General features: G+C 62.8%; 24 protein-coding genes and 1 tRNA gene. 15 read left to right on the forward strand and 10 right to left on the reverse strand.

The window, feature by feature from the left end; all coding sequences use genetic code 11:
• The first annotated feature begins 63 nt into the window (after positions 1-63).
• Both B0G81_RS22255 and B0G81_RS22260 read left to right on the forward strand, forming a co-directional pair.
• Positions 64-140: transfer RNA gene (locus B0G81_RS22255), tRNA-Met, on the forward strand.
• Between the two features lie 94 nt (positions 141-234).
• Positions 235-585 carry a hypothetical protein gene (locus B0G81_RS22260; RefSeq protein ID WP_134138362.1) on the forward strand — a complete coding sequence of 117 codons (351 nt, stop codon included), beginning with the start codon at positions 235-237 and terminating at the stop codon, positions 583-585.
• 130 nt (positions 586-715) lie between these two features.
• On the opposite strand, the gene B0G81_RS22265 is transcribed toward B0G81_RS22260, so the two are convergent.
• Positions 716-1159, reverse strand: a complete 444-nt coding sequence (locus tag B0G81_RS22265) for a MarR family transcriptional regulator (RefSeq protein ID WP_134138363.1) — start codon at positions 1157-1159, stop codon at positions 716-718.
• 133 nt (positions 1160-1292) lie between these two features.
• Here B0G81_RS22265 and B0G81_RS22270 point away from each other — a divergent pair, with 133 nt between their 5' ends.
• A complete protein-coding gene (locus B0G81_RS22270) occupies positions 1293-2831 on the forward strand; it encodes a DHA2 family efflux MFS transporter permease subunit (RefSeq protein ID WP_134138364.1) in 1539 nt (512 codons plus the stop codon).
• Positions 2832-2888: 57 nt separating this feature from the next.
• Here the strand turns inward: B0G81_RS22270 and B0G81_RS22275 are convergent, their stop codons facing one another.
• Positions 2889-3566 carry an FCD domain-containing protein gene (locus tag B0G81_RS22275; protein ID WP_116118237.1) on the reverse strand — a complete coding sequence of 226 codons (678 nt, stop codon included), beginning with the start codon at positions 3564-3566 and terminating at the stop codon, positions 2889-2891.
• Positions 3567-3857: 291 nt separating this feature from the next.
• Between B0G81_RS22275 and dgoD the strand changes: the two genes are divergently transcribed.
• The 3 genes from dgoD (at position 3858) to B0G81_RS22290 (ending at position 5853) form a co-directional block, all read left to right on the forward strand.
• Positions 3858-5006, forward strand: coding sequence for a galactonate dehydratase (dgoD, locus tag B0G81_RS22280; RefSeq protein WP_116118238.1), 1149 nt, complete (start codon positions 3858-3860; stop codon positions 5004-5006).
• A 288-nt stretch (positions 5007-5294) separates the two neighbouring features.
• On the forward strand, positions 5295-5597 hold the full coding sequence (locus B0G81_RS22285) for a hypothetical protein (protein WP_116118239.1): 303 nt from the start codon (positions 5295-5297) through the stop codon (positions 5595-5597).
• A gap of 13 nt (positions 5598-5610) precedes the next feature.
• On the forward strand, positions 5611-5853 hold the full coding sequence (locus tag B0G81_RS22290; protein WP_106284058.1) for a YodC family protein: 243 nt from the start codon (positions 5611-5613) through the stop codon (positions 5851-5853).
• A gap of 180 nt (positions 5854-6033) precedes the next feature.
• Here the strand turns inward: B0G81_RS22290 and B0G81_RS22295 are convergent, their stop codons facing one another.
• Positions 6034-6963 carry a CopD family protein gene (locus tag B0G81_RS22295; RefSeq protein WP_134138365.1) on the reverse strand — a complete coding sequence of 310 codons (930 nt, stop codon included), beginning with the start codon at positions 6961-6963 and terminating at the stop codon, positions 6034-6036.
• A complete protein-coding gene (copC, locus tag B0G81_RS22300; protein WP_134138366.1) occupies positions 6960-7337 on the reverse strand; it encodes a copper homeostasis periplasmic binding protein CopC in 378 nt (125 codons plus the stop codon). Before copC ends, B0G81_RS22295 begins: the two co-directional genes overlap by 4 nt.
• Before the next feature lie 379 nt (positions 7338-7716).
• Between copC and B0G81_RS22305 the strand changes: the two genes are divergently transcribed.
• The 4 genes from B0G81_RS22305 (at position 7717) to B0G81_RS22320 (ending at position 12352) form a co-directional block, all read left to right on the forward strand.
• Positions 7717-8448 carry a c-type cytochrome gene (locus B0G81_RS22305; RefSeq protein WP_012434267.1) on the forward strand — a complete coding sequence of 244 codons (732 nt, stop codon included), beginning with the start codon at positions 7717-7719 and terminating at the stop codon, positions 8446-8448.
• Between the two features lie 21 nt (positions 8449-8469).
• Positions 8470-9768, forward strand: a complete 1299-nt coding sequence (locus B0G81_RS22310) for a cytochrome c (RefSeq protein ID WP_106284055.1) — start codon at positions 8470-8472, stop codon at positions 9766-9768.
• A 197-nt stretch (positions 9769-9965) separates the two neighbouring features.
• A complete protein-coding gene (locus B0G81_RS22315; RefSeq protein ID WP_134138367.1) occupies positions 9966-10586 on the forward strand; it encodes a hemolysin III family protein in 621 nt (206 codons plus the stop codon).
• Between the two features lie 215 nt (positions 10587-10801).
• Complete coding sequence (locus tag B0G81_RS22320; RefSeq protein ID WP_134138368.1) at positions 10802-12352, forward strand: DEAD/DEAH box helicase; 1551 nt, start codon at positions 10802-10804, stop codon at positions 12350-12352.
• A gap of 185 nt (positions 12353-12537) precedes the next feature.
• On the opposite strand, the gene B0G81_RS22325 is transcribed toward B0G81_RS22320, so the two are convergent.
• From B0G81_RS22325 to ggt, 5 genes are all read right to left on the reverse strand, one after another.
• Complete coding sequence (locus B0G81_RS22325) at positions 12538-13062, reverse strand: hypothetical protein (RefSeq protein ID WP_134138369.1); 525 nt, start codon at positions 13060-13062, stop codon at positions 12538-12540.
• Between the two features lie 99 nt (positions 13063-13161).
• Positions 13162-14544: an IS4 family transposase gene (locus B0G81_RS22330; RefSeq protein ID WP_134143108.1), complete on the reverse strand. Its 1383-nt coding sequence runs from the start codon at positions 14542-14544 to the stop codon at positions 13162-13164.
• A gap of 150 nt (positions 14545-14694) precedes the next feature.
• Positions 14695-15522, reverse strand: coding sequence for a ferritin-like domain-containing protein (locus B0G81_RS22335; RefSeq protein WP_106284131.1), 828 nt, complete (start codon positions 15520-15522; stop codon positions 14695-14697).
• Between the two features lie 347 nt (positions 15523-15869).
• On the reverse strand, positions 15870-17234 hold the full coding sequence (locus B0G81_RS22340; RefSeq protein WP_134138370.1) for an MFS transporter: 1365 nt from the start codon (positions 17232-17234) through the stop codon (positions 15870-15872).
• Between the two features lie 192 nt (positions 17235-17426).
• Complete coding sequence (ggt, locus tag B0G81_RS22345; RefSeq protein WP_134138371.1) at positions 17427-19064, reverse strand: gamma-glutamyltransferase; 1638 nt, start codon at positions 19062-19064, stop codon at positions 17427-17429.
• A gap of 349 nt (positions 19065-19413) precedes the next feature.
• Between ggt and B0G81_RS22350 the strand changes: the two genes are divergently transcribed.
• The 3 genes from B0G81_RS22350 to B0G81_RS22360 all read left to right on the forward strand — a co-directional run bounded on the left by B0G81_RS22350 (position 19414) and on the right by B0G81_RS22360 (position 21534).
• Positions 19414-20193, forward strand: a complete 780-nt coding sequence (locus B0G81_RS22350; RefSeq protein ID WP_106284049.1) for a DeoR/GlpR family DNA-binding transcription regulator — start codon at positions 19414-19416, stop codon at positions 20191-20193.
• Positions 20194-20498: 305 nt separating this feature from the next.
• Entirely contained in the window at positions 20499-20696 is a 198-nt protein-coding gene (locus B0G81_RS22355; protein WP_166679045.1) for a hypothetical protein, read from the forward strand.
• A gap of 208 nt (positions 20697-20904) precedes the next feature.
• Complete coding sequence (locus B0G81_RS22360; RefSeq protein ID WP_134138372.1) at positions 20905-21534, forward strand: TetR/AcrR family transcriptional regulator; 630 nt, start codon at positions 20905-20907, stop codon at positions 21532-21534.
• Between the two features lie 74 nt (positions 21535-21608).
• Here B0G81_RS22360 and B0G81_RS22365 read toward each other — a convergent pair whose 3' ends face one another.
• Positions 21609-21983, reverse strand: a complete 375-nt coding sequence (locus B0G81_RS22365; RefSeq protein ID WP_134138373.1) for a hypothetical protein — start codon at positions 21981-21983, stop codon at positions 21609-21611.
• Between the two features lie 202 nt (positions 21984-22185).
• Here B0G81_RS22365 and glpD point away from each other — a divergent pair, with 202 nt between their 5' ends.
• Both glpD and glpK read left to right on the forward strand, forming a co-directional pair.
• Positions 22186-23715, forward strand: a complete 1530-nt coding sequence (glpD, locus tag B0G81_RS22370) for a glycerol-3-phosphate dehydrogenase (RefSeq protein ID WP_134138374.1) — start codon at positions 22186-22188, stop codon at positions 23713-23715.
• A 176-nt stretch (positions 23716-23891) separates the two neighbouring features.
• Positions 23892-25391, forward strand: a complete 1500-nt coding sequence (gene glpK, locus B0G81_RS22375; protein ID WP_134138375.1) for a glycerol kinase GlpK — start codon at positions 23892-23894, stop codon at positions 25389-25391.
• Positions 25392-25468: the final 77 nt, after the last annotated feature.

Here is a 25468-nt window from a genome sequence, read left to right on the forward strand (position 1 = left end):
TGAAAAAGTTGTGCACCGGGGGTTGACAGCCTCCGGTGCCGTCCGCATAATCTCGCTTCTTTCGGCGAATTAGCTCAGTTGGTTAGAGCGACGGAATCATAATCCGCAGGTCCGGGGTTCGAGTCCCTGATTCGCCACCAGTTGCAAGAAAAAGCCGCTGATCCGCAAGGTTCAGCGGCTTTTTTGTTTTGGCTTTCCGAACTGCAACTACAGCAACTTCAAGGAGGTTTCTTGATGACGTTCCGCACCGCCGCGCTTGCCGCGGCTACCGCTTCCATCGCTTTGCTCAGCGGCACGGCCGCATTCGCCGCTCAGGCTCAGACACCGCCCGACAGTCAGTGGCGCAGCAGCGCGACCACGCTCTCCACACTGCTGCAGGACGGCTACAAGATCGTCGCTGTCGTGAATGGCGCCCATGGCAGCGCTGGGTCAGCCGACACGATTTTCGTCCAGCGCGATCAGAGCGCATTCAAATGTATCGACCCACAGCAGACCGACGCAAAAACGAGAACGTCCGTCGCGCCGCCGACATGTTTCGAGCTGGTGCCGCCGTCGGGAGCGTCGGGGACGCCCGAGTCGAAGTAACCGGCACGGCAGGCCGAAGCGTGCGGTCAACCGCACGCGCTGTGCCGACCTACGGACTTTGAAGCTGCGGCTTGAAAGAAGCCGGCGGCGGCGCAATCGACACCCCGCTCAACCAGCCGCGCGCCGCCTGTCACCGATCCACCAACCGGCTAAGATTCCCCCGCACGCGCTGCAACAACGCGATCAACTGCTTCGCTTCTTCATCGGTGAAGCCGTTCAGCGCTTCAAGCGCGACTTCGTCGCCGACCTTGCGCGCCTTGCCGAGTGTGCGCTCGGCCTTCGGCGTCATGTTCACCTGACGCTCGCGGCGGTCCTGCGGATTGGCCGTCCGCTCGATCCAGCCGCCCTCTTCCATCCGATCCAGCAGACGACCCGCCGAGATCGGCGCGACCTCGAGCAGGTCCGCAAGCCGCGCCTGATTGGTGTCGCCGTAGTGCGCGAGATAGGCCAGCACGCGGCACTGCGCGCGCGTCAAGTCGACCGACGACTTCGCGAGATCGTCGAAACGCTTGCCTGTCAGGCGACCGACGTCGGAAATCAGAAAGCCGAAGCGCTCATCGAGTTGGGTTGTCATGCGCGGATTATACGAAAAGCCTTCGTTTCAGCGTTGAAACAGGCGTATTCAGGCTCCGCATAATTCCCAATGGCAGGCACGTGCGCAATCGATATACTAAGCATGCTTACTATATCGACGACCCCATTCATTCATGTCCTCCGACACCCCGGCGGCCCGCGCCGCCGCGCCGCTCAACCGCCCGATGATCACCGTCTCGATCATGCTGGCAACGTTGATCCAGACGCTCGACAGCACGATCGCCAACGTGGCGCTGCCGCATATGCAGGGCACGCTGTCCGCGTCGCAGGATGAGATCACGTGGGTACTGACCTCGTACATCGTCGCCGCGGCGATCGCCACGCCGCTCACCGGCTGGCTGTCCGACCGGCTGAGCGTCAAGCGTCTGCTGATCTTCGCGATTGGCGGCTTTACGGTGTCGTCGGCGCTGTGCGGTTTGTCGGAGACGCTCACGCAGATCGTCGCGTCGCGTTTGCTGCAAGGGACTTTCGGCGCGTCGCTGGTGCCGCTGTCGCAATCCATCCTGCTCGACATCAACCCGCGCGAGAAGCAGGGGCAGGCCATGGCCGTGTGGGGCATGGGCGTGATGGTCGGACCGATTCTCGGGCCGACGCTCGGCGGCTGGCTCACCGACAGCTACAACTGGCGCTGGGTGTTTTTCATCAACGTGCCGATCGGCGCGTTCGCGCTGTTCGGTGTGGCGACCTTCCTGCCCGCGCGCGAGCCGAAACACGACGCGAAGTTCGACGCGTTCGGCTTCGCCACGCTGGGTCTCGCCATCGGCGCATTGCAGGCCATGCTCGATCGCGGCGAGCAACTCGACTGGTTCGGCTCGAACGAAATCGTCATCGAGGCCTTGCTCGCGGCCATCAGCTTTGCATTCTTTCTCGTGCACACGGCCACGGTCGGCAAGAAATCGTTTTTCAAATACGAGTTGCTGAAGGACCCGAACTTCGCCACCGGCACGTTTTTCATCTTCGTGATTGGCGCGGTGATGTACGCGACGCGCGCGTTGCTGCCGCCCATGTTGCAGAACCTGATGAACTATCCGGTCGCGACCACCGGCCTCGTCACCGCGCCGAGTGGTGCGGGCACGATGGTCGCCATGCTGCTCGCCGGGCGCCTGCTGAAGCGGATCGACGCACGGCTTCTGCTGCTCGCCGGCTTTCTGATCTCGGCGTTCGCGCTCTGGCAGATGATGCAGTACACGATCGTGCTGTCGGCGTCGGACATTGTCTGGCCCGGAGTCATTCAGGGCTTCGGGCTCGGCCTCGTGTTCGTGCCGCTGAGCGCGCTGACTTTCTCGACGCTCACGCCGGAACTGCGCGCGGACGGCACCGCAACGTATAGCCTGATGCGCAATATCGGCAGCAGTATCGGCATTTCGATCGTGCAAACGCTGATGACGCGCAACACGCAGGTCTCGCATGCGGACCTGGCGGCCAACATCACGCCGTTCAATCCTGCCGTCCAGCCGATGCTCAATACCGGCTCCAATTTCGACATGGCCGCACTGAACGTGTCGATCACGCAGCAGGCGTCGATGATCGCGTATCTGAACGACTTCAAGCTGATGTTCATGGCGACGCTGCTGGTCATTCCGCTTCTGCTGTTGATCCGCCCCGCGCATAAGTCGCCGGACGCATCGGTGGCGCATGCCGCGATGGATTGAGACACGGCGCTAACCCGGTTAGTCGCCGTCGCAATGGGCGGCGCGCCGCGCCCGCGACTAACCTTCGATCCGCCCGCGCGTCACACCCAACAATGCCGCCATCGCCGTGCGCGCCGCCGCGGCGTCGCGATCGCGAATTGCTTCGAACACCGCCGTGTGCTCGGCCAGCGACGCGTTGAACACCTCCGCGCGTTTTGCATTCAGACGCAGTTGCGCTTCGAGCGTGCGCTCGATCAGCGTGCCGAGCGGAATCAGCAATTCGTTGCTGCATGCGGTCAACACGCTCAAATGAAACTGCAGATCGGCTCGCACCCATTCGTCGACATTGCGCGCCGCCACCATCGCTTCATGCGACGCCGCGAGTGCGTGGAAGGTGTCGTCCGTATGTGAGGCCGCCGCCAGACTCGCGGCATACGGCTCGATCATCTCGCGCATTTCCTGCAGGTTGAGCGCGAACGCCATCGGCTCGGCGACCCGCGAGTACCAGTCGAGCACGTCCACATCGAGCAGATTCCACGCGCGTTTCGGCCGCACGCGCGTCCCCACGCGCGGACGCGATTCGATCAAGCCTTTCGAAGTCAACGTGCGCAACGCCTCGCGCAACACCGTGCGACTCACGCCGAACGCTTCCATCAACTCCGCTTCGCGCGGCAGGATCGAATCGGGCGCGTAGTCGCCGCGCAGAATCGCGGTCGCCAGACGATGGGCGACACGCCCATGCAGATCGTGCTGAATAGCTTTCTCCTAGCGGCCTTGCAGCGCTATTGATACGGGAACCGAGGCCGGAACGAGCGCGATTATCCGGCATCTCATCTCAGCCGTGAGATCCCTGATTCGACAACGCCGTGCCGAGACGGCAGGTCTTACCACTATCTGATCAATAGTACTATTAATAGTACTTAAATGCGCTTTTGATGTAGCATGTGAATCCTCGAAATAGTTCGCAGACGCCTAAGGCCGATGCTTCGCATGAGGCCGGAGTAAGCGCAAAAGCACTAACTCCAGCCGACAAAGGAGACGCACACCATGAAAATCACCAAGCTCGAAACCTTCATCGTTCCGCCGCGCTGGTGCTTCCTGAAAATCGAAACCGACGAAGGCATCGTCGGCTGGGGCGAACCGGTGGTCGAAGGCCGCGCGCATACGGTGGCGGCTGCGGTTGAAGAACTGTCCGACTATCTGGTCGGCAAAGACCCGCTTCTGATCGAAGACCATTGGCAAGTGATGTACCGCTCGGGCTTCTATCGCGGCGGCCCGATCACCATGAGCGCGATCGCCGGCGTCGACCAGGCGCTGTGGGACATCAAGGGCAAGCACCATGGCGTGCCGGTCCATGCGCTGCTCGGCGGCCAGGTGCGCGACAAGATCAAGGTGTATTCGTGGATCGGCGGCGACCGTCCGAGCGACGTGGCCAACAACGCGCGCGCCGTGGTCGAACGCGGCTTCAAGGCGGTGAAGATGAACGGCTCGGAAGAGTTGCAGATCATCGACACCTTCGACAAGGTGCAAGGCGTGATCAACAACGTCGCGGCCGTGCGCGAGGCAGTCGGACCGAACATCGGCATCGGCGTGGATTTCCACGGCCGCGTGCACAAACCGATGGCCAAGGTGCTGGCGAAAGAACTCGACCCGTACAAGCTGCTCTTCATCGAAGAGCCGGTGCTGTCGGAGAACGCCGAAGCGTTGCGCGACATCGTCAATCAGACCAACACGCCGATCGCGCTGGGCGAGCGTCTTTACTCGCGCTGGGACTTCAAGCACATTCTGTCGGGCGGCTACGTCGACATCATTCAGCCGGACGCATCGCACGCGGGCGGCATTACCGAGTGCCGCAAGATCGCGTCGATGGCGGAAGCCTACGACGTCGCGCTCGCGCTGCATTGCCCGCTCGGGCCGATCGCTCTGGCGACGTGTCTGCAGATCGATGCGGTGAGCTACAACGCGTTCATCCAGGAACAGAGCCTCGGCATCCACTACAACCAGGGCAACGATCTGCTCGACTACATCAGGAACCCGGAAGTCTTCAAATACGAAGACGGCTTCGTGTCGATTCCGCAAGGCCCGGGGCTCGGCATCGAGGTCAACGAGGAGAAAGTGCGGGAGATGGCCAAGGTCGGCCATCGCTGGCGCAATCCGGTGTGGCGCCATGAAGATGGCAGCGTCGCCGAATGGTAATCGCGTAAAGGAGCGCCGCCCGTGGGCGGCGTTTTTGTTTGCGTCGACGGCCGCTCCGCCGATGCAGCCCGCGCGTTACGGTGACGTGACGCGTGGGCCGTCGCAGTAACGTAACATCCCGGACCGAACCCATCCGAGCAGGCGTTTTCCGCGCCCTTCCCAAACCCGCTCGAATTCCCGCAAAGCCTTATCCAGAAAGGCTTTCACGCCATCCGTTCGACACCACACATACACATGGCCCGCTCTTTGCTCAAATGCATTCAAACGACAAATGCATCGGGGAAAATCATGAGCGAATTCCTGCCAGACTACCTGCTCCGCGAACAGGCCGCCGTCGGCGCGTTGGTGGCGTTTGGCGTGCTGCGCATCATCGGCGCGGCACTCGCATTCGAACGCGGCTGGCGCATCTCGGTTGTCGAGAAATGCTTCATCGGCGCCGCGATCGTGTACTGCCTGCCGCAACTGTTCGATCTGCTGACGCATATGTACGGCTCGCGCGCCGCGGGCGCCGAACTGGAAGGCAAAGCGGCGGGCTGCGCCATCGCCCTCTTTTGTGCGCCGATCCTCGGCCATCGGCTCGGCCTCGAATAAGCGGAGCCTCGCCATGCAACTGGCCAGGCGGCTCATGAGGCGGCCAAAACCCACGTTTCGCGCGGGCGACGTCCTGAAACTCAAGTCAGGCGGCCGTCCGATGACCGTGACCTGGAGCGGCCGGGTGCTATTCGCATCAGGTAACTGGCTGATCTGTCAGTGGTTCAGCGAGACCGGCGAGTTACAGCAGGAGATGTTTCCGGAGGAAACCCTGGAGCGGACGAGCCACGTACTCGCCGCCTCAAAAGTGCAGTAACGGATTGCTGGCCACCGCCAGGCGACCGTGTGTATTGCGCCGCACGCTTTGGCTGTGCGGCGCTTTTTTATGCGGCCAATGTCGCGCTTGCGAGACGTTGCGGACCTGAATCCTCAAGGACGCGGTTGCTCTTCAGAGCCCCCTGCTCGCCCGCCTCGCAGACGACTTCGCGCCACGGTGTCAGCCGAGCGCGGCGAACGCAGGCACGCTATGCGACAACGCGGCCGCCGCGACGAACACGCCGATCATCGCCAGCGCTTCCAGATACAGCACATTGACGAAGGTGTGGGCGTCCATTGTCGAGGCCGTGCGGCGCAGGCGCGGCAGCGCCAGAAAGCGGTTGAGTCCGCCGAGCACGAGCGCGAGCCCGACCAGCGCAAGCTTGAGCATCAGCACATGGCCCCACGTGCTGGGTTCGATCGCCTCGAACGAGCCGCCGGAACCTCGCACCGCGTTGAAGACGCCGGAGAGCAGCACGAGCCCAACCGCCACCACCGAGACGTTCGACACCTGAGTCGCGGTGCGGATCAACATGCCGCGTGCAGTCGAGGTGCCGAGTGCCGGCAGCACCGCGAGCCCTGCCGCCATCGCCAGACCGCCCCACACGCTGGTGACGAGCACGTGCAGCGTTTGCATGGCGATCGCAGCCGAGGCCGGGCCGGCATCCGCCGCGTGACCGAGCGACGCCTTGCCGGCGGCGATCGCGACCACCGCGAGCCACAGGAGCGCATTGCGCAGCATGCCCGTATGGCTGGCCATGGCCGTGCCGAGCAGCACCAGCGCCCCGGCGAACGCAAGGCTCCAGCCATAACCGACATGAGTTTGCGTCAGCACCGTCGGCACCACGCCGATGGCGGCCGGCAACCCGACACCGCTCATCGACGCCGCCTGGTACAGCAACCAGCCGAGGTCGGCGAGCACCAGCACGACGGTCGCCGTCAGCATCGACCGTTGCGCGCGCAACCAGGCGGGGCGCGCGGGCGAGATTTTCTGCTGGGCGTCCTTCGCGAGCCACGCGCCGAGCAACGCCGAACCGACGGCAAACGCAAACGCGACGTTCATGAGCGCGGCCATGGCGACCTGCCCGATCCAGAGTCCGTCGATGCTCATTTGACGATAAACGCAAAGTCGCCTTGGGTACGGTGGCCGTCCGTGGCTACCGCGATCCAGTGCACGGCATAGCGGCCGGCGCTCAACTGCGGCAGCGGCAGATGCATGACCCTAGCGTCGTCCTTGTCGACCTGCGACTCAGTTGCCGCGGCCGCCTTGCCGCTGGTGTCGGCAAGCGTGATCTTGCTGAAAGCCGGTTCAAGCGGCTCGGTGAAATGGATCGTCACTTCGGAGGGCGCGGCGACTTCGGCGTTGGCCGCCGGCTCACTCGAACTCAGATGCGCATGGGCGAATGCCGTGGACGTCACAAGCAGTGCCGCGGCGCCGAGCATCGACGCTCGCAACGCCGGACGGGAAAAATCAGGTAGCTTCATTTAAGACCGATAGCGGATGATCAGGAAACAGTGGGCGTCGGACCGGACACGTCGAGGCCGGGACCAGGCCGGATCCAGTCCGGCGCGCCCGGAAGTGTACGCTTCGATGGTTCGCGCGGGCGTCGGTTCAACCTGGTTTATAGATAGATCACCCAGGCTCGAGCGTTGCGCCATTGATCGCGCAGACAAATTCGGGATAACAGTCAGGCAGCGTGAAACGCTTGTGCGCGTCAAACTGTCGCATGGCTGTGACAGCCGGAACCTTCTCTAATGTGCCAAATAGTCATCATCACCCTTCGATGATAGAATGCTGCGTCGCCGCAGCGCCGGCTGCCCTTCACACCGAGCCGCTCGAAGTTCGGTCAGGTCCCCGATTTTGATGGAGTTACGCGTGTCTTCAAGACGCATTTTCCGCCCGTTGCTCGCCCTTCTGCTGATCGGCTCCGCGGGCGTTTATAGCGCTGCGAAAGCGCAGACTCAGCCGAAAGCCCCCGATACGATGGAAGCGCGCGTGCAAGGCTGCACGGCCTGCCACGGCACACATGGCCAAGGTACGGACAACGACTACTTCCCTCGCCTCGCGGGCAAGCCTGCCGACTATCTGTACAACCAGCTACAGAATTTCCGCGAAGGGCGCCGCAAGTACCCGCCCATGAACTACCTCGTCACGTATCTCTCGGACGACTACCTTCATCAGATCGCCACGTATTTCTCGCAACAGCGTCCTCCGTATCCGCCGCCGGCCAAGCCGACGGTATCGTCGAGCACGCTCGCGCGCGGCCAGCAGATCGTCCTGAACGGCGACGCGTCGAAGCAGATTCCGGCTTGCGCGGCCTGCCACGGCAAGACGCTGACCGGTATGCAACCGGCTATCCCGGGTCTGGTCGGGCTGCATTCGGACTACATCAGCGCGCAGCTCGGCGCATGGCGCTCGGGCTCGCGGCATGCCATCGCGCCTGATTGCATGCACACCATCGCCACGCGTCTGACCGACGAAGACGTGAACGCCGTTGCCGCCTGGCTTTCCACGCAGCAGGCTCCACAAAACCCCGTGCCGGCTCCAGCCCGCTCGATGAAGACTCCGCTTGCCTGCGGCAGCGAACCGCAATAAGGCACCGGGAGAGACACTCAAATGAAACGCAAGTCTTTGTTCGCCCTCTCGGCAGTCGTCGTCGTTGCGGCTGCCGCACTCGTTCCCGTCCTGTGGTCGGGCGGCGACCATCTGCATAACGGCACGGCCATGGCGGCAACGCCCGCCGACCAGGCCGCGCTGATCAAGCAAGGCGAGTATCTCGCCCGTGCCGGCGACTGTATCGCCTGCCACACGGTGCGCGGCGGCAAGCAGTTCGCCGGCGGCCTGCCCATGGCCACGCCGTTCGGCACGATGTTCACGCCGAACATCACGCCTGACGACCAGTACGGTATCGGCAAGTGGACGCAGGACGACTTCTATCGCGCCATGCACACCGGCCGTTCGAAAGACGGCAGTCTGCTGTATCCGGGCTTCCCGTTCACCAGCTACACGAAGGTCACGCGCGCCGACTCGGACGCGATCTACGCATACCTGCGTTCGGTCGCGCCGGTCAACGTGCCGAGCCGTCCGCACGAACTGAAATTCCCATTCAACCAGCGCAACATGCTGATCGGCTGGCGCACGCTGTTCTTCCGTGAAGGCGAGTACAAGCCGGATCCGACCAAGTCGGTCGAATGGAACCGTGGCGCGTACCTGATCGAAGGTCTCGGTCACTGCGGCATGTGCCACACGTCGATCAACGCCATGGGCGGCCCGGTGAGCTCGGCGGCGTTTGCCGGCGGCCTGATCCCGCTGCAGAACTGGTATGCACCGTCGCTCACGTCGAACAAGGAAGCCGGCCTCGGCGACTGGGAAACCAAAGACATCGCCGATCTGCTGAAGACCGGCGTGTCGAATCGCGGCGCGGTGTTCGGTCCGATGGCCGAAGTGGTTCACAACAGCCTGCAGTACATGTCGGACGCGGACATCAACGCGATGGCCACCTACCTGAAGACGATTCCGCAGAAGAGCGAAGCGCCTGAGCCGCTGCAGCTCGAAACGTCTGAAAAGTTCGGCGGCGAACTGCTGAAGCAAGGTCAGAAGATTTACGCTGACAACTGCGCGAAGTGCCATGCGGAAAATGGCCTCGGCATGCCGCCGGCCTTCCCGCCGCTCGCGAACAACCAGTCGATTCAGATGCCGTCGGCGGTCAACCCGATCCGTATGGTGCTGAACGGCGGATACCCGCCGAGCACGGATGCCAACCCGCATCCGTACGGCATGCCGCCGTTCGCACAAGCACTGTCGAATCAGGAAGTCGCGGCGGTTGTGACGTACATCCGTATGTCGTGGGGCAACCACGGCACGGCCGTGTCGCCGCAGCAAGTGTCCGATCTGCGTTCGGCGCCGCTCGACTAAGCAGCGTTCGTTGCACCCGGGGCGCGGCCTGCGAAATTCGCGGCCGCGCCCTTCGTTTTTGAAGGACCGGTATCATAGGGGAGTATTTACCCTGAGATAAACGCCGGGCCGTCGCTAGTTTTCTCACCCCCGCGGGGGCTCGGCGCGCAGCGACAGGCCTTGGGGGCGCTTATGAAACTGGGCAGGAGATAAGAATCGTGCATGCCGGGGAGCGTTTCAACAGCATTAGCCACCTCGTCGGCGCCGTACTGTCGGTGGCGGGTCTTGCAACGCTCGTGACGATGGGCGCGCTCGACGGCGACGCGTACAAGGTGGTCAGCTTCAGCGTGTACGGTGCGATGCTGTTCGTGCTGTATGCTATCTCGACGCTTTACCACAGCGTGCGCAATCCGCGCGCGAAGGCGGTTCTGCAGAAATGCGACCATTCGGCGATCTACCTGCTGATCGCCGGCAGCTACACTCCGTTCACGCTCGTCACATTGCGCGGACCGTGGGGCTGGTCGCTATTCGGCGTAAGCTGGGGGCTTGCCGCTCTCGGCATCGTGCAGGAATTGACGCTGGGGCGACGCACCCGCAGCGTTTCGATGGTGCTGTATGTCCTGATGGGATGGCTCGCGCTCGTTGCCGTCCGCCCGCTGGTTGAAGCCTTACCGGCAGCGGGTACCGCCTGGCTCGTGGCCGGCGGAATCATCTATAGCGTCGGCATCTACTTCTTCATCAACGACGAGCGCATCCGGCATGGACATGGTATCTGGCACCTGTTCGTACTGGCGGGCAGTCTGTGTCAATTCGTCAGTGTCGCGCGCTACGTCGCATGACACCCCACGGCGGCGAAATGCAACTTAAGGCCAGTCAACGTGTCTGCATAGCGCGTTGAAGCATTCGGCACGCGTTTGCGCGCGTGCCGCCGATTTCTCTGCGAACGGAACTGGGCTTCGGCCTCGAACACGCCATGCGGGTGTGTTCATGCCGCGTTCATGCCTGCCTGAACTCAGGTGTGTCCGTCCGCGAAACTGCATTGCAAAGATCTTTTATGTCTTTTGATTCCCTCGGCTTGTCCGAACCGTTGGTCCGCGCTGTACACGAACTCGGCTACACCACCCCGACTCCGATCCAGACGCAAGCGATTCCCGCCGTGCTCAACGGCGGCGATCTGCTGGCCGGCGCGCAAACCGGCACCGGCAAGACTGCCGGCTTTACGTTGCCGATCCTGCAACGCCTGAACACCATGCCCGCCGTTACGACCGGCTCGGGCAAGCGCGCGGTGCGCGCTCTGATCCTCACGCCCACGCGTGAACTGGCCGCGCAGGTCGAAGAAAGCGTGCGCGCGTACGGCAAGTATCTGAAGCTGAAGTCGACCGTGATGTTCGGCGGCGTCGGCATCAATCCGCAGATCGGCGCACTGCGCAGCGGCGTGGATATCGTCGTCGCGACGCCGGGCCGTTTGTTCGACCACATGCAGCAGAAGACCATCGACCTGTCGCATCTCGAGATTCTCGTGCTCGACGAGGCCGACCGCATGCTCGACATGGGCTTCATCCACGACATCAAGCGCGTGCTGGCGAAGCTGCCGCCGAAGCGGCAGAACCTGTTGTTCTCCGCCACCTTCTCCGACGAAATCAAGACGCTCGCCGACAACCTGCTCGACTCGCCGGCGCTGATCGAAGTCGCGCGCCGCAATACGACGGCGGAAACGGTCGCGCAGAAGATTCACCCGGTGGATCGTGACAAAAAGCGCGAACTGCTCACGCATCTGATCAAGCAGCACAACTGGTTTCAGGTGCTGGTGTTCACGCGCACCAAGCACGGCGCCAATCGTCTTGCCGAACAGCTGACCAAAGACAGCATCAGCGCCCTGGCGATTCACGGCAACAAGAGCCAGTCGGCCCGCACGCGCGCGCTCGCCGAGTTCAAGGACGGCACGCTGCAGGTGCTGGTCGCGACCGACATCGCGGCGCGCGGCATCGATATCGATCAACTGCCGCACGTGGTGAACTACGATCTGCCGAACGTGCCGGAAGACTACGTGCACCGCATCGGCCGCACGGGCCGCGCGGGCGCAACGGGCGAAGCGATTTCGCTGGTGTGCGTCGACGAACTGCAGTTGTTGAAGGACATCGAGAAGCTGATCAAGCGCCCGGTGCCGCAGGAAGTGATCGCCGGTTTCGAACCGGACCCGACTGCGAAGCCGGAACCGATCCTGCGTCGCGGCCAAGGTGGTGGCGGCGGTGGTGGTGGTCGTTCGCCGCGTCAGGGTCAAGGCGCACCGAAACGCGATGGCGCGGGTTCCGCGAAGCCGGCGCAGCGCTCGGGTCAACGCCCGGCGAACGGTCAACAGCAGCCGAAGCCGCAAGGTGCGAAGCCGGCCGGCAATGGCGGCCAGCCGCGCCGTGACGGTCAACGTCACGACGACCGGCCGCGCGCCGTCGCGCATGAGGGCAGCGCCGCGCAGCATGCGCCGCGCAAGCCGCAAGCCGCGAAACCGCAAGGCGGCAATCCGGGTGCGTTGCTAGGCGGTGCCAAGCCGCGCAACGAGGCGCCGCGCGGTGGCCAGCCCACGCGCAGCGGTCAGCGCGGCCGTTAAGCTTCGAGGCTCAGCCCACGCTCGCTGGCCGCTGTCGTTGCGCTAAGCACGACGGGCCGGCGGCAGCGGGCAACATAGCCGCCACGCCTAAAGGCACACACTCGCCGGCCGTTGTCCTTGCACCAAGGACGGCGGCCGGCAGCAAGCCGCTCAACCATCGCCAGGCGTTGTCCTTACATCGAGGACTAGCGACCCGCCGCAGCGGCCGCTTGCTTCAGGTGCTCGATCTGCTGTTCCCATCGATCGAGTACCGCCTCTCCGTCCCCTTCCAGTTCGAACGTAATGCCGCTCGTCAGGCGCGCATAACGAACGCTTTGCGCCTCGGCCGTGTCGATCGAGCCGTGCAGATAGACAAGCCCGCTCACATCGCCCGCGATGCTCGCTAGCGGCGTCACGAGCAACTGCACCTGATAGAACGCCTCATCGCAGACAAAGGTGAGCGCCGCCCGTCCGCTGTGCGCGATGGCGCGCGTCGCCCTCGCTTGTGGCCACAGCGCGATGCATAACGTGCGCGAGTCAGGCGCGTACAACTCGCCGACGCCAAGCAGCGACGTGCGCACATGGCCATTCGTATCGACGCTGAGCAACGACGCGGTGAAACCCGTCTTGCCCGCGAGCGACGAACCGTCGAACAAGGCGCGCACGGCATCGGGCCATTCGTCGAACACGTTCTGTTCGACTGGACGCTCGGGTGTGGGGGAATCGCTCATGATGTCGATGGGATGAGAAGTGAGCCAGTCTGCATCATGCCTTGAAAAGCAAATGGCCCGCCTAAGCCTCAGGTTTACCCACAAAGTTGAGAGGCCGCGCTATCCGCTTTGCTTGAAGAGCTGATACATCTTCGTAATTTCGTGCAGGACGAGAAACCCGCGCCATATGACGGTCGGTCCTGGTGGCCGGTCATGCTTACGATTCAGATAACCGCCGAGCATACCTATCCACACGATGGTTTGCTGCAGCGTCGGAACCTGCTCTGGCAGTTGCGTCGTTCGGTGGGTGTGGCAATAGAGCGCCTGCCATTCAACGGGTTGCAGCAGTACTTCGCAGCATAGCTGCGTATCAGTTCGCGCGAGCAGTGTTGCATACAGGATGTGCCACGCGATGACGGCAAACAGAGCTGTCGCTCTCACGAACCGGTCGAGCGTGCCGAACTGGCGCGCCTCGATACGGCAGCCGCTTTTGAGCACGCGATGCCACGTCTCGATGGTCCAGCGCCGCGCGTACCAGGCCAGCCGTTCGAGAACTTCATCAAGCGAGGTCGTGGGCACCGAACTCAGCAGCATCCATTCAAGCGGTTCGACGCCATCCGGGGGGTTATCTTCAATGGCGTGAATCGCAAAGACGTCAATCTCAGGCAGGCTTCGGCGGCTGGCGCGCGCTCTTGGAGAGTGTAGTCGCACGCTCGCACAACGCAAAGTCAGCCGTGCTGTGCGCTGAGGAAGTGTGCCCCTGGCTGGCACCCGCAGTTCAGTGTCGCCAAGAGGCAGGGTGGCTAGAACAGCCTCCCAAAGGTAGCCTTGCGGGTGACGCGCCACGCGGTTGTGTACTGCGCGGATCAACCAGTCCACCCCGTCGGGGCGTTCGGCGACAAATAGCTCGTACAGGTCGCTCTCGCGGTCTCCAACACAGACAAACCGCGTCTGCGTACAACGTACCTTGAGTGCCGCGAGATGGTCGATTCCTTCAAGCCATTTGTTACTTTCCTTCTGTTCGATCGGGCGCGTAACCGCAGGGGCCCTCTTGCCGAACACCTCTTGGGGGCGCACCCAGGTCTTCATGCCCAGCACCCCTAGCGGCAAGCCCTCGGGCGTGACCGCCAGCAGGCTGTGCATCATGAAGCCTTGCTCATTGTTGCCGGTGCCGCGACCCAGGCCTTCAGTCGCGGGCAGATGCGACAGGTTGAACTCCGTTGTGTCCTGAATTGCCAGCACGACCGGCACCTGCCTCATGCGATCGAGCGTTTGTGCAATATGAGGCGCAAGGATCCCGTTTGTGTCCACCTGCTCATTATCGAAGAAGCGGTAGGCGGCCTTCAGTTCGGCTGGCTTGAGTGACTGGGGAAACGAACCCTGCGGACTGTGCGCGAGGCGGCGAGCCAACGCAACAAGACGTTGTGCAAGGCGCGCGTCCCCCAGATTCGCCTCGCTGAATTCGGCACTCGCCCAGTCGTCAGTATCGTTTCCGTCGACCAATTCCAACTGCCGTCGCGAACAGAATGGGCCAAAGTTAACATCGACGCCGACCGTTTACAAGCGATCATTCACTCCTGCCACACAAAAAGTTGTGGGGAATCCTGAGGCCTAAGCGGGCCATTTGCAACGCCGGTGATTTACGCCAGGCGATCAGCGAAAGAACACGTGCTGCGTGATCTTGGCGAGCGGGTAATGCACGCCCGGCTGGATCCGCGCGGGCAGATTGAGCGGCTTGAGCAGCATCTTGACGCACATGTCGGCCGACAGATTGCGCCGCACCAGCGCATTGATCCGCGCCGCGCGCGCGCGGTTGTAGGTCGAGTCGTGCACGCGCTCCGGATAACGAGTCGCGAAGACGTGCCGCAAGGCGATCTCCGAGTCTTCGTTCTTGATCTCCATGACGCGGCGCATGAGCGCGCCGAGCACAGCCAGCCGGCCGTTGCCTTCGATCTTGTTGTACTTCTTGAAGTACTTGAAAAAGTGCTTGTAGTGACGCACTTCGTCGGTGCGGATGTTGTCGGTGATCTGCTTGAGCACGGGCTCGTCCGAGCATTCGCCGATCGCGCGATACAAGGTCGCGGTGCCGGTTTCCACCACGCAGCGCGCGACCATCTCGAGGGCGCGGGTCTTTTCGAAGTCCTCCACCGAGCAGGTCAGCGAATACTCTTCCATGAAATTACGAAATGCCGTGTCCCAGTCGAATTCGGGCCACACGTAGGCGATATACGTCTTGAGCGCGCGGCCGTGCTGCAACTCTTCCGGCTCCCACTCCTGGTTGAGCCAGGCCGAGACTTCAGGATCGCCGTTAAAGAAAGTGCTCAGATTGCTGGTGTACAGATCGGAGCCGCTTTCGATAAACGAAGACGCGCACAGCAGCAGCAGCAAGTCTTCGTTAGCGACCGCCTTTTGCCGATCAATGCGGGTGAGGTCGATGTCCTCGATCCGCCAGGGCATGACATGGTTCAGCTCTGTATGCATCGTGTCTTGCTCCGAAAACTGTATCGACTCGCGGAGCATGCTCGAGACCGCCCGCTCTCGGCCGGGCCGGTCCGCCGTGTCTGATACAGCGCCTTGAATTAGAGTTAACCCCTTGTATCCTGCATCTTAGTCGGTGTTTCGCAACTCTGCAGATAACAGAGCACAGACCATGCCGAGGCGCCGCAGTTCCAATGGCGCGGTAGTCGAATCATTCGACCGGACAAAAGCGCATCGCGCGGAGCACAAAAAAAGCCAGCTGAAGAGCTGGCTTGAGTTTGCGACGATCGCTCGTCAGTCAGGTTGGACGGGCGTATCGGCGCTTTGATTCAACGGCGCAAGGCCTGCGCTCAGGCCATCTGAACGCCTCGCGCCAAACGCACGCGGCGCATGCGCCACGCCACGACCACGAGCGAGAGACCCGACAGTAGCGCGGCAATCAGCACGTAATAACTTGGCGCAAGTTTGTCGCCGGTCAAATGAATGAACGTTTCGACGATGGTGGGCGCGAAACCGCCGAAGATCGTCACGCCGATGCTGTAACCGATTGAAAGACCGGTCGAGCGCACCTGCGTCGGAAAGATTTCGGACATTAACGCCGGCATCGGTCCGGAATAAGCGGCCTTGAAAATTCCCGCCGTACCCTGCAACACGAGCAGCCAGCCGACGGTCGGATGAGACTGCAGCAGTGCGAACATCGGATAGATCAGCGTGCCCATCAGAATCGAGGTGGTCAGCATGATGCGAATCCGGCCGATGCGATCGGACAACGCGCCCATCACCGGCGAGAGCAGGAACTGCAGGCCGCCGTTGAGCACCACCACGCCGAACGATGCCGCCGCCGGCATGTGCAATTGCTTGACGGCGTACATCGGCATGTAAAGCTGCAGCACATAGACGCCCACCGTGGATTGCGCGACGATGCCGACCGCGAGCAGCAGGTTGACCCACTGGCTCGCGAACGAGGCGTCTTTCTTCGCGTCTGCCGTCGAGCGAGCGCCGGCCGCTTCGCGTGCCTCGCGCAGCGCGAGGAACTCCGGCGTCTCGTCGAGATGCGAACGGATGTAATAGCCCACCGGGCCGACCAGCAAGCCGAACACGAACGGCAGGCGCCAGCCCCAGTCGTTCAGCTGCGCGGGCGGCATCCATGCGGTCAGCAACGAGCCAAACGCGGCGGCCGTAATGGCGGCGAGCCCCTGGCTCGCGAACTGCCAACTCGCGTAATAGCCGCGGCGCGACGCGCTATGCTCGACCATGAACGCCGTCGCGCTGCCGAACTCACCGCCCACCGCGAATCCTTGCACGAGCCGCGCGAGCAGAATCAGAATCGGCGCCGCGATACCGATCGATGCATACGGCGGCATCACCGCCATTGTGAAAGTGCCGACCATCATCAGTGCGATGGCGAGCGTCAGTGCCGCCTTGCGGCCCTTGCGGTCGCCGTAGATGCCCAGCACGACCGCGCCCAGCGGCCGCATCAGAAACGAAACCCCGAAGGTGGCGATAGCGAGCAGCGTGGAGAGCCACTCGTCCTGCATTGGGAAAAACTGTTTGGCGATGATGGTCGCGAAGTAGCCGTAGACCAGAAAATCAAACCACTCGAGCGCATTGCCGACCGACGACGAAAACACGATCCGCCGCACCATCGCTTTGGAAAGCGGCGCGGGCGCGGAATGAGGGGAAGCTGTCGCCGAAGGCGACGCGTGGGTCTGCATGATGTCTCCTGCTCTGTCTGATACTCGATGCCGGATGCCAGATGCCTGGTGTGCGAGAGGCAACGCCGGCAACCGGTGTATTTGATCTGCGCGGTGCCTTTAGCGTGCAGCGGAATGCGCGCTAAGGCGTCGCCTGCGCACGCACGGAAGCGCCGCTTCGAGCGGCGCCCCGCCTCGCGCATGGATGCCTGCTTAGAACCCCGCGGCCAACCCGTCACGGCGGCTATCGCTTGCCGCGACATAGCCACGCTCCGGATCGTTGCGATCGAGCTTCCAGATGTACTGGCCGGAGCCGAAGTCCATATACGGGTCGTCGACCGACTTGATCGTGTGGCCGAGCTTCTGCAAGGCCTCGGCGGTTTTCGGGTCGAGCGTCGATTCGATGTCGATCGTGAAGTCGCGATTGACCTTCCAGCGCGGCGCGTCGCACGCGGCCTGCGGCTGCTGACCGTAGTCGAGCATCCGCACGATGGATTGCAGGTGGCCTTGCGGTTGCATGTCGCCGCCCATCACGCCGAAGCTCATCACCGCTTCCTGCCGGCCGTCCACCTGCTGCGTGAGGAACGACGGGATGATCGTGTGGAACGGCCGCTTGCCGCCTTCCACCACGTTCGGCGACTTTGGGTCCATCGAGAATCCGCAGCCACGGTTCTGCATGGCGATGCCGCTATCCGGCACCACGATGCCCGAGCCGAAGCCCATGTAGTTCGACTGGATGAAGCTGACCATCATGCCGCGCTCGTCAGCCACCGACATGTAGATGGTCCCGCCGGCCTTCGGCATGCCGAAGTCGAACTGCGTCGCGCGCTTGTGATCGATCAGTTTGGCGCGCGAGGTGAGGTACGCGTCGTCGAGCATCTGCTCCGGCGTGACTTCCATGGAGCGCGGATCTGCCACATAGCGGTAGACGTCGGCGAAGGCCAGCTTCATGGCTTCGATCTGCAAGTGCTGCGACTCGACGTTGTCGACCGCCAGTTCCTTCACATCGAATTTTTCGAGGATGCCCAGCGCGATCAGCGCCGCGATGCCTTGCCCGTTGGGCGGAATTTCGTGCATCGTGTAGCCGCGATAATCCTTGCCGATCGGCTCGACCCAATCCGCTTTGTAGTTGCGCAGATCGTCGAGCGTCAGCGCGCCACCGCCTTCGCGGGCGAACGCCGCGATCCGTTCAGCGATCTCGCCTTCGTAGTACGCACGCGGGCCTTGTTCGGCGAGCTTGCGCAACGTCTTCGCGTGGCCGGGGAAGCGCACCAGTTCGCTCACTTCCGGCGCGCGGCCGCGCGGCATGAAGGTTTGCGCAAAGCCCGGCAGATCCTTCAGTTCCGGCACGGCGGCCGCCCACTTATAAGCGACGATGCTCGCCACCGCGTGACCGCGCTCGGCGATTTCAATGGCCGGCTCCATCAGATCGGCGAACGGCAGCGTGCCGAATTTCTGATGCAGCGCTTCCCAGCCGGCGATCACGCCGGGCACCGTCACCGCGTCCCAGCCGCGTTTCGGCTGCTTCGCGAGACCGTTTTCCTCGCCGTACTTACGCTTGAAGTAGTCGACGTTCCACGCCGCCGGCGAGACGCCCGACGCATTCAGGCCATGCAGCTTCTTGCCGTCCCACACCAGCGCGAACGCGTCGCCACCCAGCCCGCACGAGACCGGCTCGACCACGGTGATGGCCGCGGCGGCCGCGATCGCCGCATCGACGGCATTGCCGCCTTTCCACAGCATACGCAGGCCGGCTTGCGCCGCGAGCGGATGCGAAGTCGAAACGATATTGCGCGCGAATACAGGCAGACGCGGCGTCGGGTAAGGGTTTTGCCAGTTGAAGCCAGTCATGTCGAACACTCTCGAAAGCACGGCCCGGCATGTGGAAACGCCGGAAGCCATTGGAAACGGATCGAACGCGGGGTGAGGCGAGGTGAAGCGCGAATCAACCGAGGAACCCCGGATTGCATCGTGATCCGGCCCAAAAAACAAATTCATTTATCAAATGAATAAATGCGTAAATGGCCTGAATAGATCGGCGCGCGGTCGTCTCGTCGCTTATGCATGTCGCACGAGTTGGCAGACAAGGCGCGCGATGGTCTTACAATACGCTCACCCCGTTCACGCATCACCCGCTTACCGGCCAGCCTGGCGCGCCGGCGGCGGGCAACGCCGACAAAAAACCCACGAACCGAGACACATGACCCGAGACCCCCGCCTGACTCTCAATGCCCGGCAACAGGAACTGCTGGAGTGGGTGCAACGCGACGGCTTCGTGACCGTGGACGACCTCGCGGCCCACTTCGACGTGACACCGCAGACGATCCGCCGCGACGTCAACTGGCTCGCCGACATGAACCTGCTGCGCCGTTATCATGGTGGCGCGAGTCTGCCGACCAGCTCCGAAAACGTCTCCTATACGGCGCGTCAGCGCATGTTTCACGACGAGAAACGGCGCATCGCGGCGTTAGTGGCCACTCACATTCCCGATCAGGCGTCGCTCTTCATCAACCTCGGCACCACCACCGAAGAAGTGGCGCGTGCGCTCAATCGCCATCGCGGCCTGCGCGTGATCACCAACAACCTGAACGTCGCCAGCATGATGAGCGGCTATCCGGACTGCGAGGTGCTGGTGACGGGTGGCATCGTGCGGCCGTGGGACAAAGGGATCGTCGGCGAACTGGCGATCGATTTCATCCGGCAGTTCAAGGTCGACTTCGCGATCATCGGCACGTCGAGCATCGAAACGGACGGCACGCTGCGCGATTTCGACACGCGCGAAGTGCGCGTCGCCGAAGCGATCATCCAGCATGCGCGCACCGTTTTTCTCGCCGCCGACAACTCCAAATTCGGCCGCCCCGCGCTGGTTCGCCAAGGCCATCTCGATCAGATCGACGCGTTGTTCACGGACATCGCACCACCCGCCGAGATGACCGAGACGCTCGTGGCCGCCAACTGCCAGGTCTATATCGCCGGCTGACGCCAGGCGTTTTTCGCCATGTTGCAGCGCACGCGAAACTTCGAGTGAAATCAAGGATCTGGCCGCGGCTCCTAACCGCCTCCCGTGCACCCAATTGTCAAAGGGAAAATTTACTGGGGCGGATTTGGTGTTTAACGTGCGGATGACTACACTCCAGTTCCCGGCGTACTTTTCCGCATTCTGCGTAGCGCCGTTGCATCAAACTTTCGTTAGAGCCGTACCTCCCGCCTGATTCTTTGCGGACTTCACTGGCAAGAGCCAGTCGCCGGCAAGGCCGTCCGCGTTTGCTTGACATGGAGAGAACGATGCTAAGTCCGCATGAATTCGCCACGTTGTTGCTCGTCAAGGATGCTCCGAACCAGGTCGACATGGAGCGAGAAGAACTCGACGCCCTTCTGGAACGCCAGTTGGTGCAACTCGAACGGCTCGCGTCGGGCAACGAACAATGGCGCGTGACTGAAATCGGCGATAGCGCATTGCGAGCCATCAAGCGTCTTTCCTAGTTTTGCGGGTTTCATTGCGTCTTGCGACCGGACGGAGCGGTTAACGTCCGCCGCCGCGACGGCGCACGCGCTGCGCTTTCATCGCACGCGCCCTTGCTGCTTGAAATCTTCTCTTCGCGTGAAACGCAGGACGCCGCCCGGCGTCCGCTTTGTTGTGCCCAAATCATTTACACAGTAAATTGACGCGACGGACTTTCTGCCCTCGCGCATGCCCAAAACGCTCTCACCCGACGACATCCAGCAATTCCGCGAGGCCATGCGGCGCGTAGCCGAGAATGCGTTCGCGACGCGTGGCGCCGCGGGCGTGACGATGCGCGAACTGGCGAGAGAACTGGGTTGCAGCGCGATGACGCCCTACCGCTACTTCCGCGACAAGGAGGAGATTCTCGCGATGGTGCGTGCCGCGGCATTCAACCGCTTCGCGGCGCGCCTCGAAGCGGCCGCGAAGACTGCCCCGGAAACGGATCACTCCGCGGTGAGCGAAGCCTACGTGGCGTTCGCACTCGACGAACCGCACGCCTATCGGCTGATGTTCGATCTGGCTCAGAACGCAAGCGTTCATCCGGAACTTGCCGCCGCCTCGCAGCGCGCGTGGCGCATGCTCGGCGAGCACTTCGAGCAGCTCGTCGCCGCGGGCATTCTGGAAGGCGATCCGCAACTGATCGGTTACGCGTACTGGGCGAGTCTGCACGGCTTCACCATGCTGACGCTGGCTAATCAGTTACCGTTGCCTCAGGCGCAGCAACCTGCCGGCGCCGGCAATACGCCGACCCGCGAAGCTGTGTTCGCGCAAATTCGCCGCATGCTGTGGCGCGGCGCACAGCCGCAACGCGCCTAGCGCTCACTGCGCGCGAAACAGATCGGTTCACGAATGGCGACAAGCGAGCCGAACGACGGCGCTCGCGCTTGGGCCTAACCGTTGCGCAACGTCGGATCGACGGTCGCGCGCCAGCTCAACGCCTTAGCCCGCTGTTCGGTGAAGAACGTCACCCACTCGTTCCGCACCTGCGGATCGGTGCTCGCGCCCTGGCTCGTATAATGCTGCGCGATCGACGTCTGAAACGCGCAGAAATCCTCTTTCGACAGCTTGCCGCTGCGGTTCGCCACGTACGCGTCGAACATCGCCGCGTAGACGCCTTGCGCGTCGTTGCCGTAGTCGATCGTTTGGGGACTGCACATCTGCTGCAACGACGCGAACGAAGGCGCGCCCCTCGTTCCGCTCAGGCTCGGCGAGCTGACGCACCCCGCGAGAAGCGTAGCGGCGCCGATCATCAAAAGTCCACGCATGAATTCACCTCGAAATGGCTGCTGCCGAGAGTATCGTCCGTGGCCGCGCGTTGCGCCACTACCGGGACAGCCGTTAGAGGGGCGCCTAAACAAACCGAACTTTACTTTTTCGAATATGTTCATTAGAGTTCGAAAACGAACACTATCGGTTCGATAGATTTTCCAAACAGTTTTGCCGGATACGACGCAGGGGACACAGCAGGTGACGCAAGGCTCGAGATACGATTTGCTCGTCGTGGGCGGCGGGATCAACGGCGCAGGCATCGCGCGCGATGCGGCGGGCCGCGGCCTGTCGGTGCTGCTCTGCGAACAGGACGATCTGGCGGCGCATACGTCGTCGGCCAGCACGAAGCTGATTCACGGCGGCCTGCGCTACCTGGAATATCGCGAGTTCGGCCTGGTGCGCAAAGCGCTGCAGGAGCGCGAGACACTGCTGCGCGCCGCGCCGCACATCATGTGGCCGCTGCGCTTCGTGATGCCGCACATGCCCGATCTGCGCCCGGCCTGGCTGATTCGCGCCGGCCTCTTCCTGTACGACCATCTGGCCAAACGCGAACTCCTGCCCGGCTCCCGTGGCATCGTGATGCGCAATCATCCTGCGGGCGCGCCGCTGGTCGATTCGATCAAGCGCGGCTTTGTGTATTCGGACGGCTGGGTCAACGACGCGCGCCTCGTCGTGCTGAACGCGCTGGATGCGCAGGAGCACGGCGCAAAAATTCTCACGCGCACGAAGCTGCTGAGCGCCGTGCGCGCGGGCGGCGAATGGCGCGCACAACTCAAACGCGCGGACGGCACGATTCTGGACGTGCGCGCCGCCTCGATTGCGAACGCCGCGGGTCCGTGGGTCGGCGAACTGCTGCAAGGCGCGCTCGGCCGCGCCGCGTCGCACAGCGTGCGGCTCGTGAAAGGCAGCCATATCGTCACGCGGCGCCTGTTCGATCACGATCACGCGTACATCTTCCAGAATCCGGACAAGCGCATCATCTTCGCGATTCCGTACGAACACGACTACACACTGATCGGCACGACGGACCTCGAATATCGCGGCGACCCGTCGCAAGTGGCGATCAACGCCGACGAAACGCAGTACCTGTGCGACTCGATCAACCGCTATTTCAAACAGAAGATTTCGCCGGCCGACGTACGCTGGACATATTCGGGCGTACGTCCGCTGCTCGAGGAAGAAGGCGCGGACAATCCGTCCGCGGTCACGCGCGACTACTCGCTCGAACTCGACGCTCCCGCCGGTGAAGCGCCGCTGCTGTCGGTGTTCGGCGGCAAGATCACCACCTTCCGCAAACTGGCGGAAGAAGCCGTCGACAAACTCGCGCAAGCGCTGCGCCACGGCGCGGCTTCGTGGACGGCCGGCGCACCGTTGCCCGGCGGCGACATTCCGAACGCCAACTTCGAGCGCTTTCTGAGCGAATTCAAGCAGCAGCATGCATGGCTGCCGGCCGATCTGGCGCATCGCCTCGCCCGCGCTTACGGCACGCGCGTCAAGCATGTGGTCGGCAATGCGCGTTCCGTGGCCGATCTCGGCCGCGCCTTCGCACCGGGCCTTTACGAAGCGGAACTGACGTACCTGCGCGACACTGAATGGGCGCGCAGCGCCCAAGACGTGCTGTGGCGCCGCTCGAAACTCGGCTTACACGTCGAACCCGGCACGCTCGATTCGATCACACGCGATATCGATGCGTGGTTCGCTCGCGAGCCCGAGCGACAGAGCGCATAGTCAGACATCGCCACGCGGCGCGCTCGCCGCAGTAAAAAACAACCGCATCGATTCACCCCTCGGCTGGACCACGCGGGGCCGCATCATCGCACGTGTTGCTGCCCGCGCAAAACTAGAAGCCGTTCCCGTCGCCGGCTATCCGTCCGGCGATTCATAAAACGCATGGAGAAGAGACAATGCAGGACCAGTACATCCTCGCGCTTGACCAAGGCACCACCAGCTCGCGCGCGATGCTGTTCGACCGGCTCGGCAATATCGTGTCGATCGCGCAAAAGGAATTCCAGCAGATCTATCCGCGTCCGGGCTGGGTCGAACACGACCCGCAGGAAATCTGGTCGACCCAGGCGGGCGTCGCCGCCGAAGCCGTGACGCGTGCCGGCATGAACGGCACTTCGATCGCCGCGATCGGCATCACCAATCAGCGCGAAACCACCATTGTGTGGGATCGCGAAACCGGCCATCCGATCTATAACGCGATCGTCTGGCAAGACCGCCGCACCGCCGACTTCTGCGACCAACTCAAAGAGCAAGGGCTCGAAGAAAAAGTCCGCGCCAAAACCGGCCTGCCGATCGATTCGTACTTCTCGGCGACCAAGATCCGCTGGATACTCGACAACGTCGAAGGCGCGCGCGAAAAGGCCAAACAGGGCCGCCTCGCATTCGGCACCGTCGACAGCTGGCTCGTGTGGAATTTCACCAAAGGCGGCCTGCACGTCACCGACGTCACCAACGCGTCGCGCACGATGCTCTTCAACATCCATTCGCTGAAGTGGGACGACGAGTTGCTCGAAGCGCTCGATATTCCGCGCAGCATGTTGCCGGAAGTGCGGCCTTCGTCGGAAGTGTACGGGCCGACCAAGACCACGGTGTTCGCCTCGAAGATTCCGCTCGCGGGCATCGCCGGCGATCAGCACGCCGCCCTCTTCGGCCAGATGTGCACGGAATCGGGCATGGTGAAGAACACCTACGGCACCGGCTGCTTCCTCGTGATGAACACCGGCGACAAGCCGATTGAATCGAAGAACAATCTCGTCACCACGATTGCGTGGCAGATCGGCGATCAGATCAATTACGCGCTCGAAGGCAGCATCTTCATCGGCGGCGCCGTGGTGCAATGGCTGCGCGACGGCCTCGGCATCATCAAGAACGCCGCTGAAATCGAAACGCTGGCGCGCAGCGTGCCGCATTGCGACGGCGTGTATCTGGTGCCCGCCTTCGCCGGCCTCGGCGCGCCGCACTGGAATGCGCGCGCTCGCGGCACGCTGTTCGGCGTGACGCGTGGCACGTCATCGGCGCATATCGCGCGCGCCGCGCTCGACTCGATCGCCTACCAATCGCTCGATGTTTTGAAAGCGATGGAAGCCGACTCCGGCATTCGCATCGGCGAATTGCGCGTGGACGGCGGCGCCTGCGCGAACAATCTGCTGATGCAGTTCCAGGCGGACATTCTCGGCGTCGACGCGGTGCGCCCGAAGGTGGCGGAAACCACCGCATTGGGCGCGGCATATCTCGCCGGACTTGCGGTGGGTTACTGGAAAGACGTCGACGAACTGCAAAGCCAGTGGAAGCTCGATCGCCGCTTTACGCCCGCCCTGCCGCACGCCGAGGTCAGGCAATGTCTCGACGGCTGGCAGCGCGCGATTCGCGCCGCGAAGGCCTGGGCCGATACGCCCTGAACGCATCTTCCAACACCTTCCTTCAACGATATCGACAATAAGGCAGCCGCTTATCCCGCGGCTTCCCTCATAACTAT

The sequence above is a fragment of the Paraburkholderia sp. BL6665CI2N2 genome (assembly GCF_004366535.1).
GTDB lineage: Bacteria > Pseudomonadota > Gammaproteobacteria > Burkholderiales > Burkholderiaceae > Paraburkholderia.

Coding starts and splice junctions, on each gene's coding strand:
- B0G81_RS22290 (WP_106284058.1), top strand. CDS start 5,611: ATGCAACTGGCCAGGCGGCTCATGAGGCGGCCAAAACCCACGTTTCGC.
- B0G81_RS22365 (WP_134138373.1), bottom strand. CDS start 21,983: ATGCGTGGACTTTTGATGATCGGCGCCGCTACGCTTCTCGCGGGGTGC.
- glpK (WP_134138375.1), top strand. CDS start 23,892: ATGCAGGACCAGTACATCCTCGCGCTTGACCAAGGCACCACCAGCTCG.
- B0G81_RS22355 (WP_166679045.1), top strand. CDS start 20,499: ATGCTAAGTCCGCATGAATTCGCCACGTTGTTGCTCGTCAAGGATGCT.
- B0G81_RS22325 (WP_134138369.1), bottom strand. CDS start 13,062: ATGAGCGATTCCCCCACACCCGAGCGTCCAGTCGAACAGAACGTGTTC.
- B0G81_RS22360 (WP_134138372.1), top strand. CDS start 20,905: ATGCCCAAAACGCTCTCACCCGACGACATCCAGCAATTCCGCGAGGCC.
- B0G81_RS22265 (WP_134138363.1), bottom strand. CDS start 1,159: ATGACAACCCAACTCGATGAGCGCTTCGGCTTTCTGATTTCCGACGTC.
- B0G81_RS22260 (WP_134138362.1), top strand. CDS start 235: ATGACGTTCCGCACCGCCGCGCTTGCCGCGGCTACCGCTTCCATCGCT.
- ggt (WP_134138371.1), bottom strand. CDS start 19,064: ATGACTGGCTTCAACTGGCAAAACCCTTACCCGACGCCGCGTCTGCCT.
- B0G81_RS22340 (WP_134138370.1), bottom strand. CDS start 17,234: ATGCAGACCCACGCGTCGCCTTCGGCGACAGCTTCCCCTCATTCCGCG.
- B0G81_RS22270 (WP_134138364.1), top strand. CDS start 1,293: ATGTCCTCCGACACCCCGGCGGCCCGCGCCGCCGCGCCGCTCAACCGC.
- B0G81_RS22320 (WP_134138368.1), top strand. CDS start 10,802: ATGTCTTTTGATTCCCTCGGCTTGTCCGAACCGTTGGTCCGCGCTGTA.
- dgoD (WP_116118238.1), top strand. CDS start 3,858: ATGAAAATCACCAAGCTCGAAACCTTCATCGTTCCGCCGCGCTGGTGC.
- B0G81_RS22295 (WP_134138365.1), bottom strand. CDS start 6,963: ATGAGCATCGACGGACTCTGGATCGGGCAGGTCGCCATGGCCGCGCTC.
- B0G81_RS22350 (WP_106284049.1), top strand. CDS start 19,414: ATGACCCGAGACCCCCGCCTGACTCTCAATGCCCGGCAACAGGAACTG.
- B0G81_RS22335 (WP_106284131.1), bottom strand. CDS start 15,522: ATGCATACAGAGCTGAACCATGTCATGCCCTGGCGGATCGAGGACATC.
- copC (WP_134138366.1), bottom strand. CDS start 7,337: ATGAAGCTACCTGATTTTTCCCGTCCGGCGTTGCGAGCGTCGATGCTC.
- B0G81_RS22305 (WP_012434267.1), top strand. CDS start 7,717: ATGGAGTTACGCGTGTCTTCAAGACGCATTTTCCGCCCGTTGCTCGCC.
- B0G81_RS22285 (WP_116118239.1), top strand. CDS start 5,295: ATGAGCGAATTCCTGCCAGACTACCTGCTCCGCGAACAGGCCGCCGTC.
- B0G81_RS22310 (WP_106284055.1), top strand. CDS start 8,470: ATGAAACGCAAGTCTTTGTTCGCCCTCTCGGCAGTCGTCGTCGTTGCG.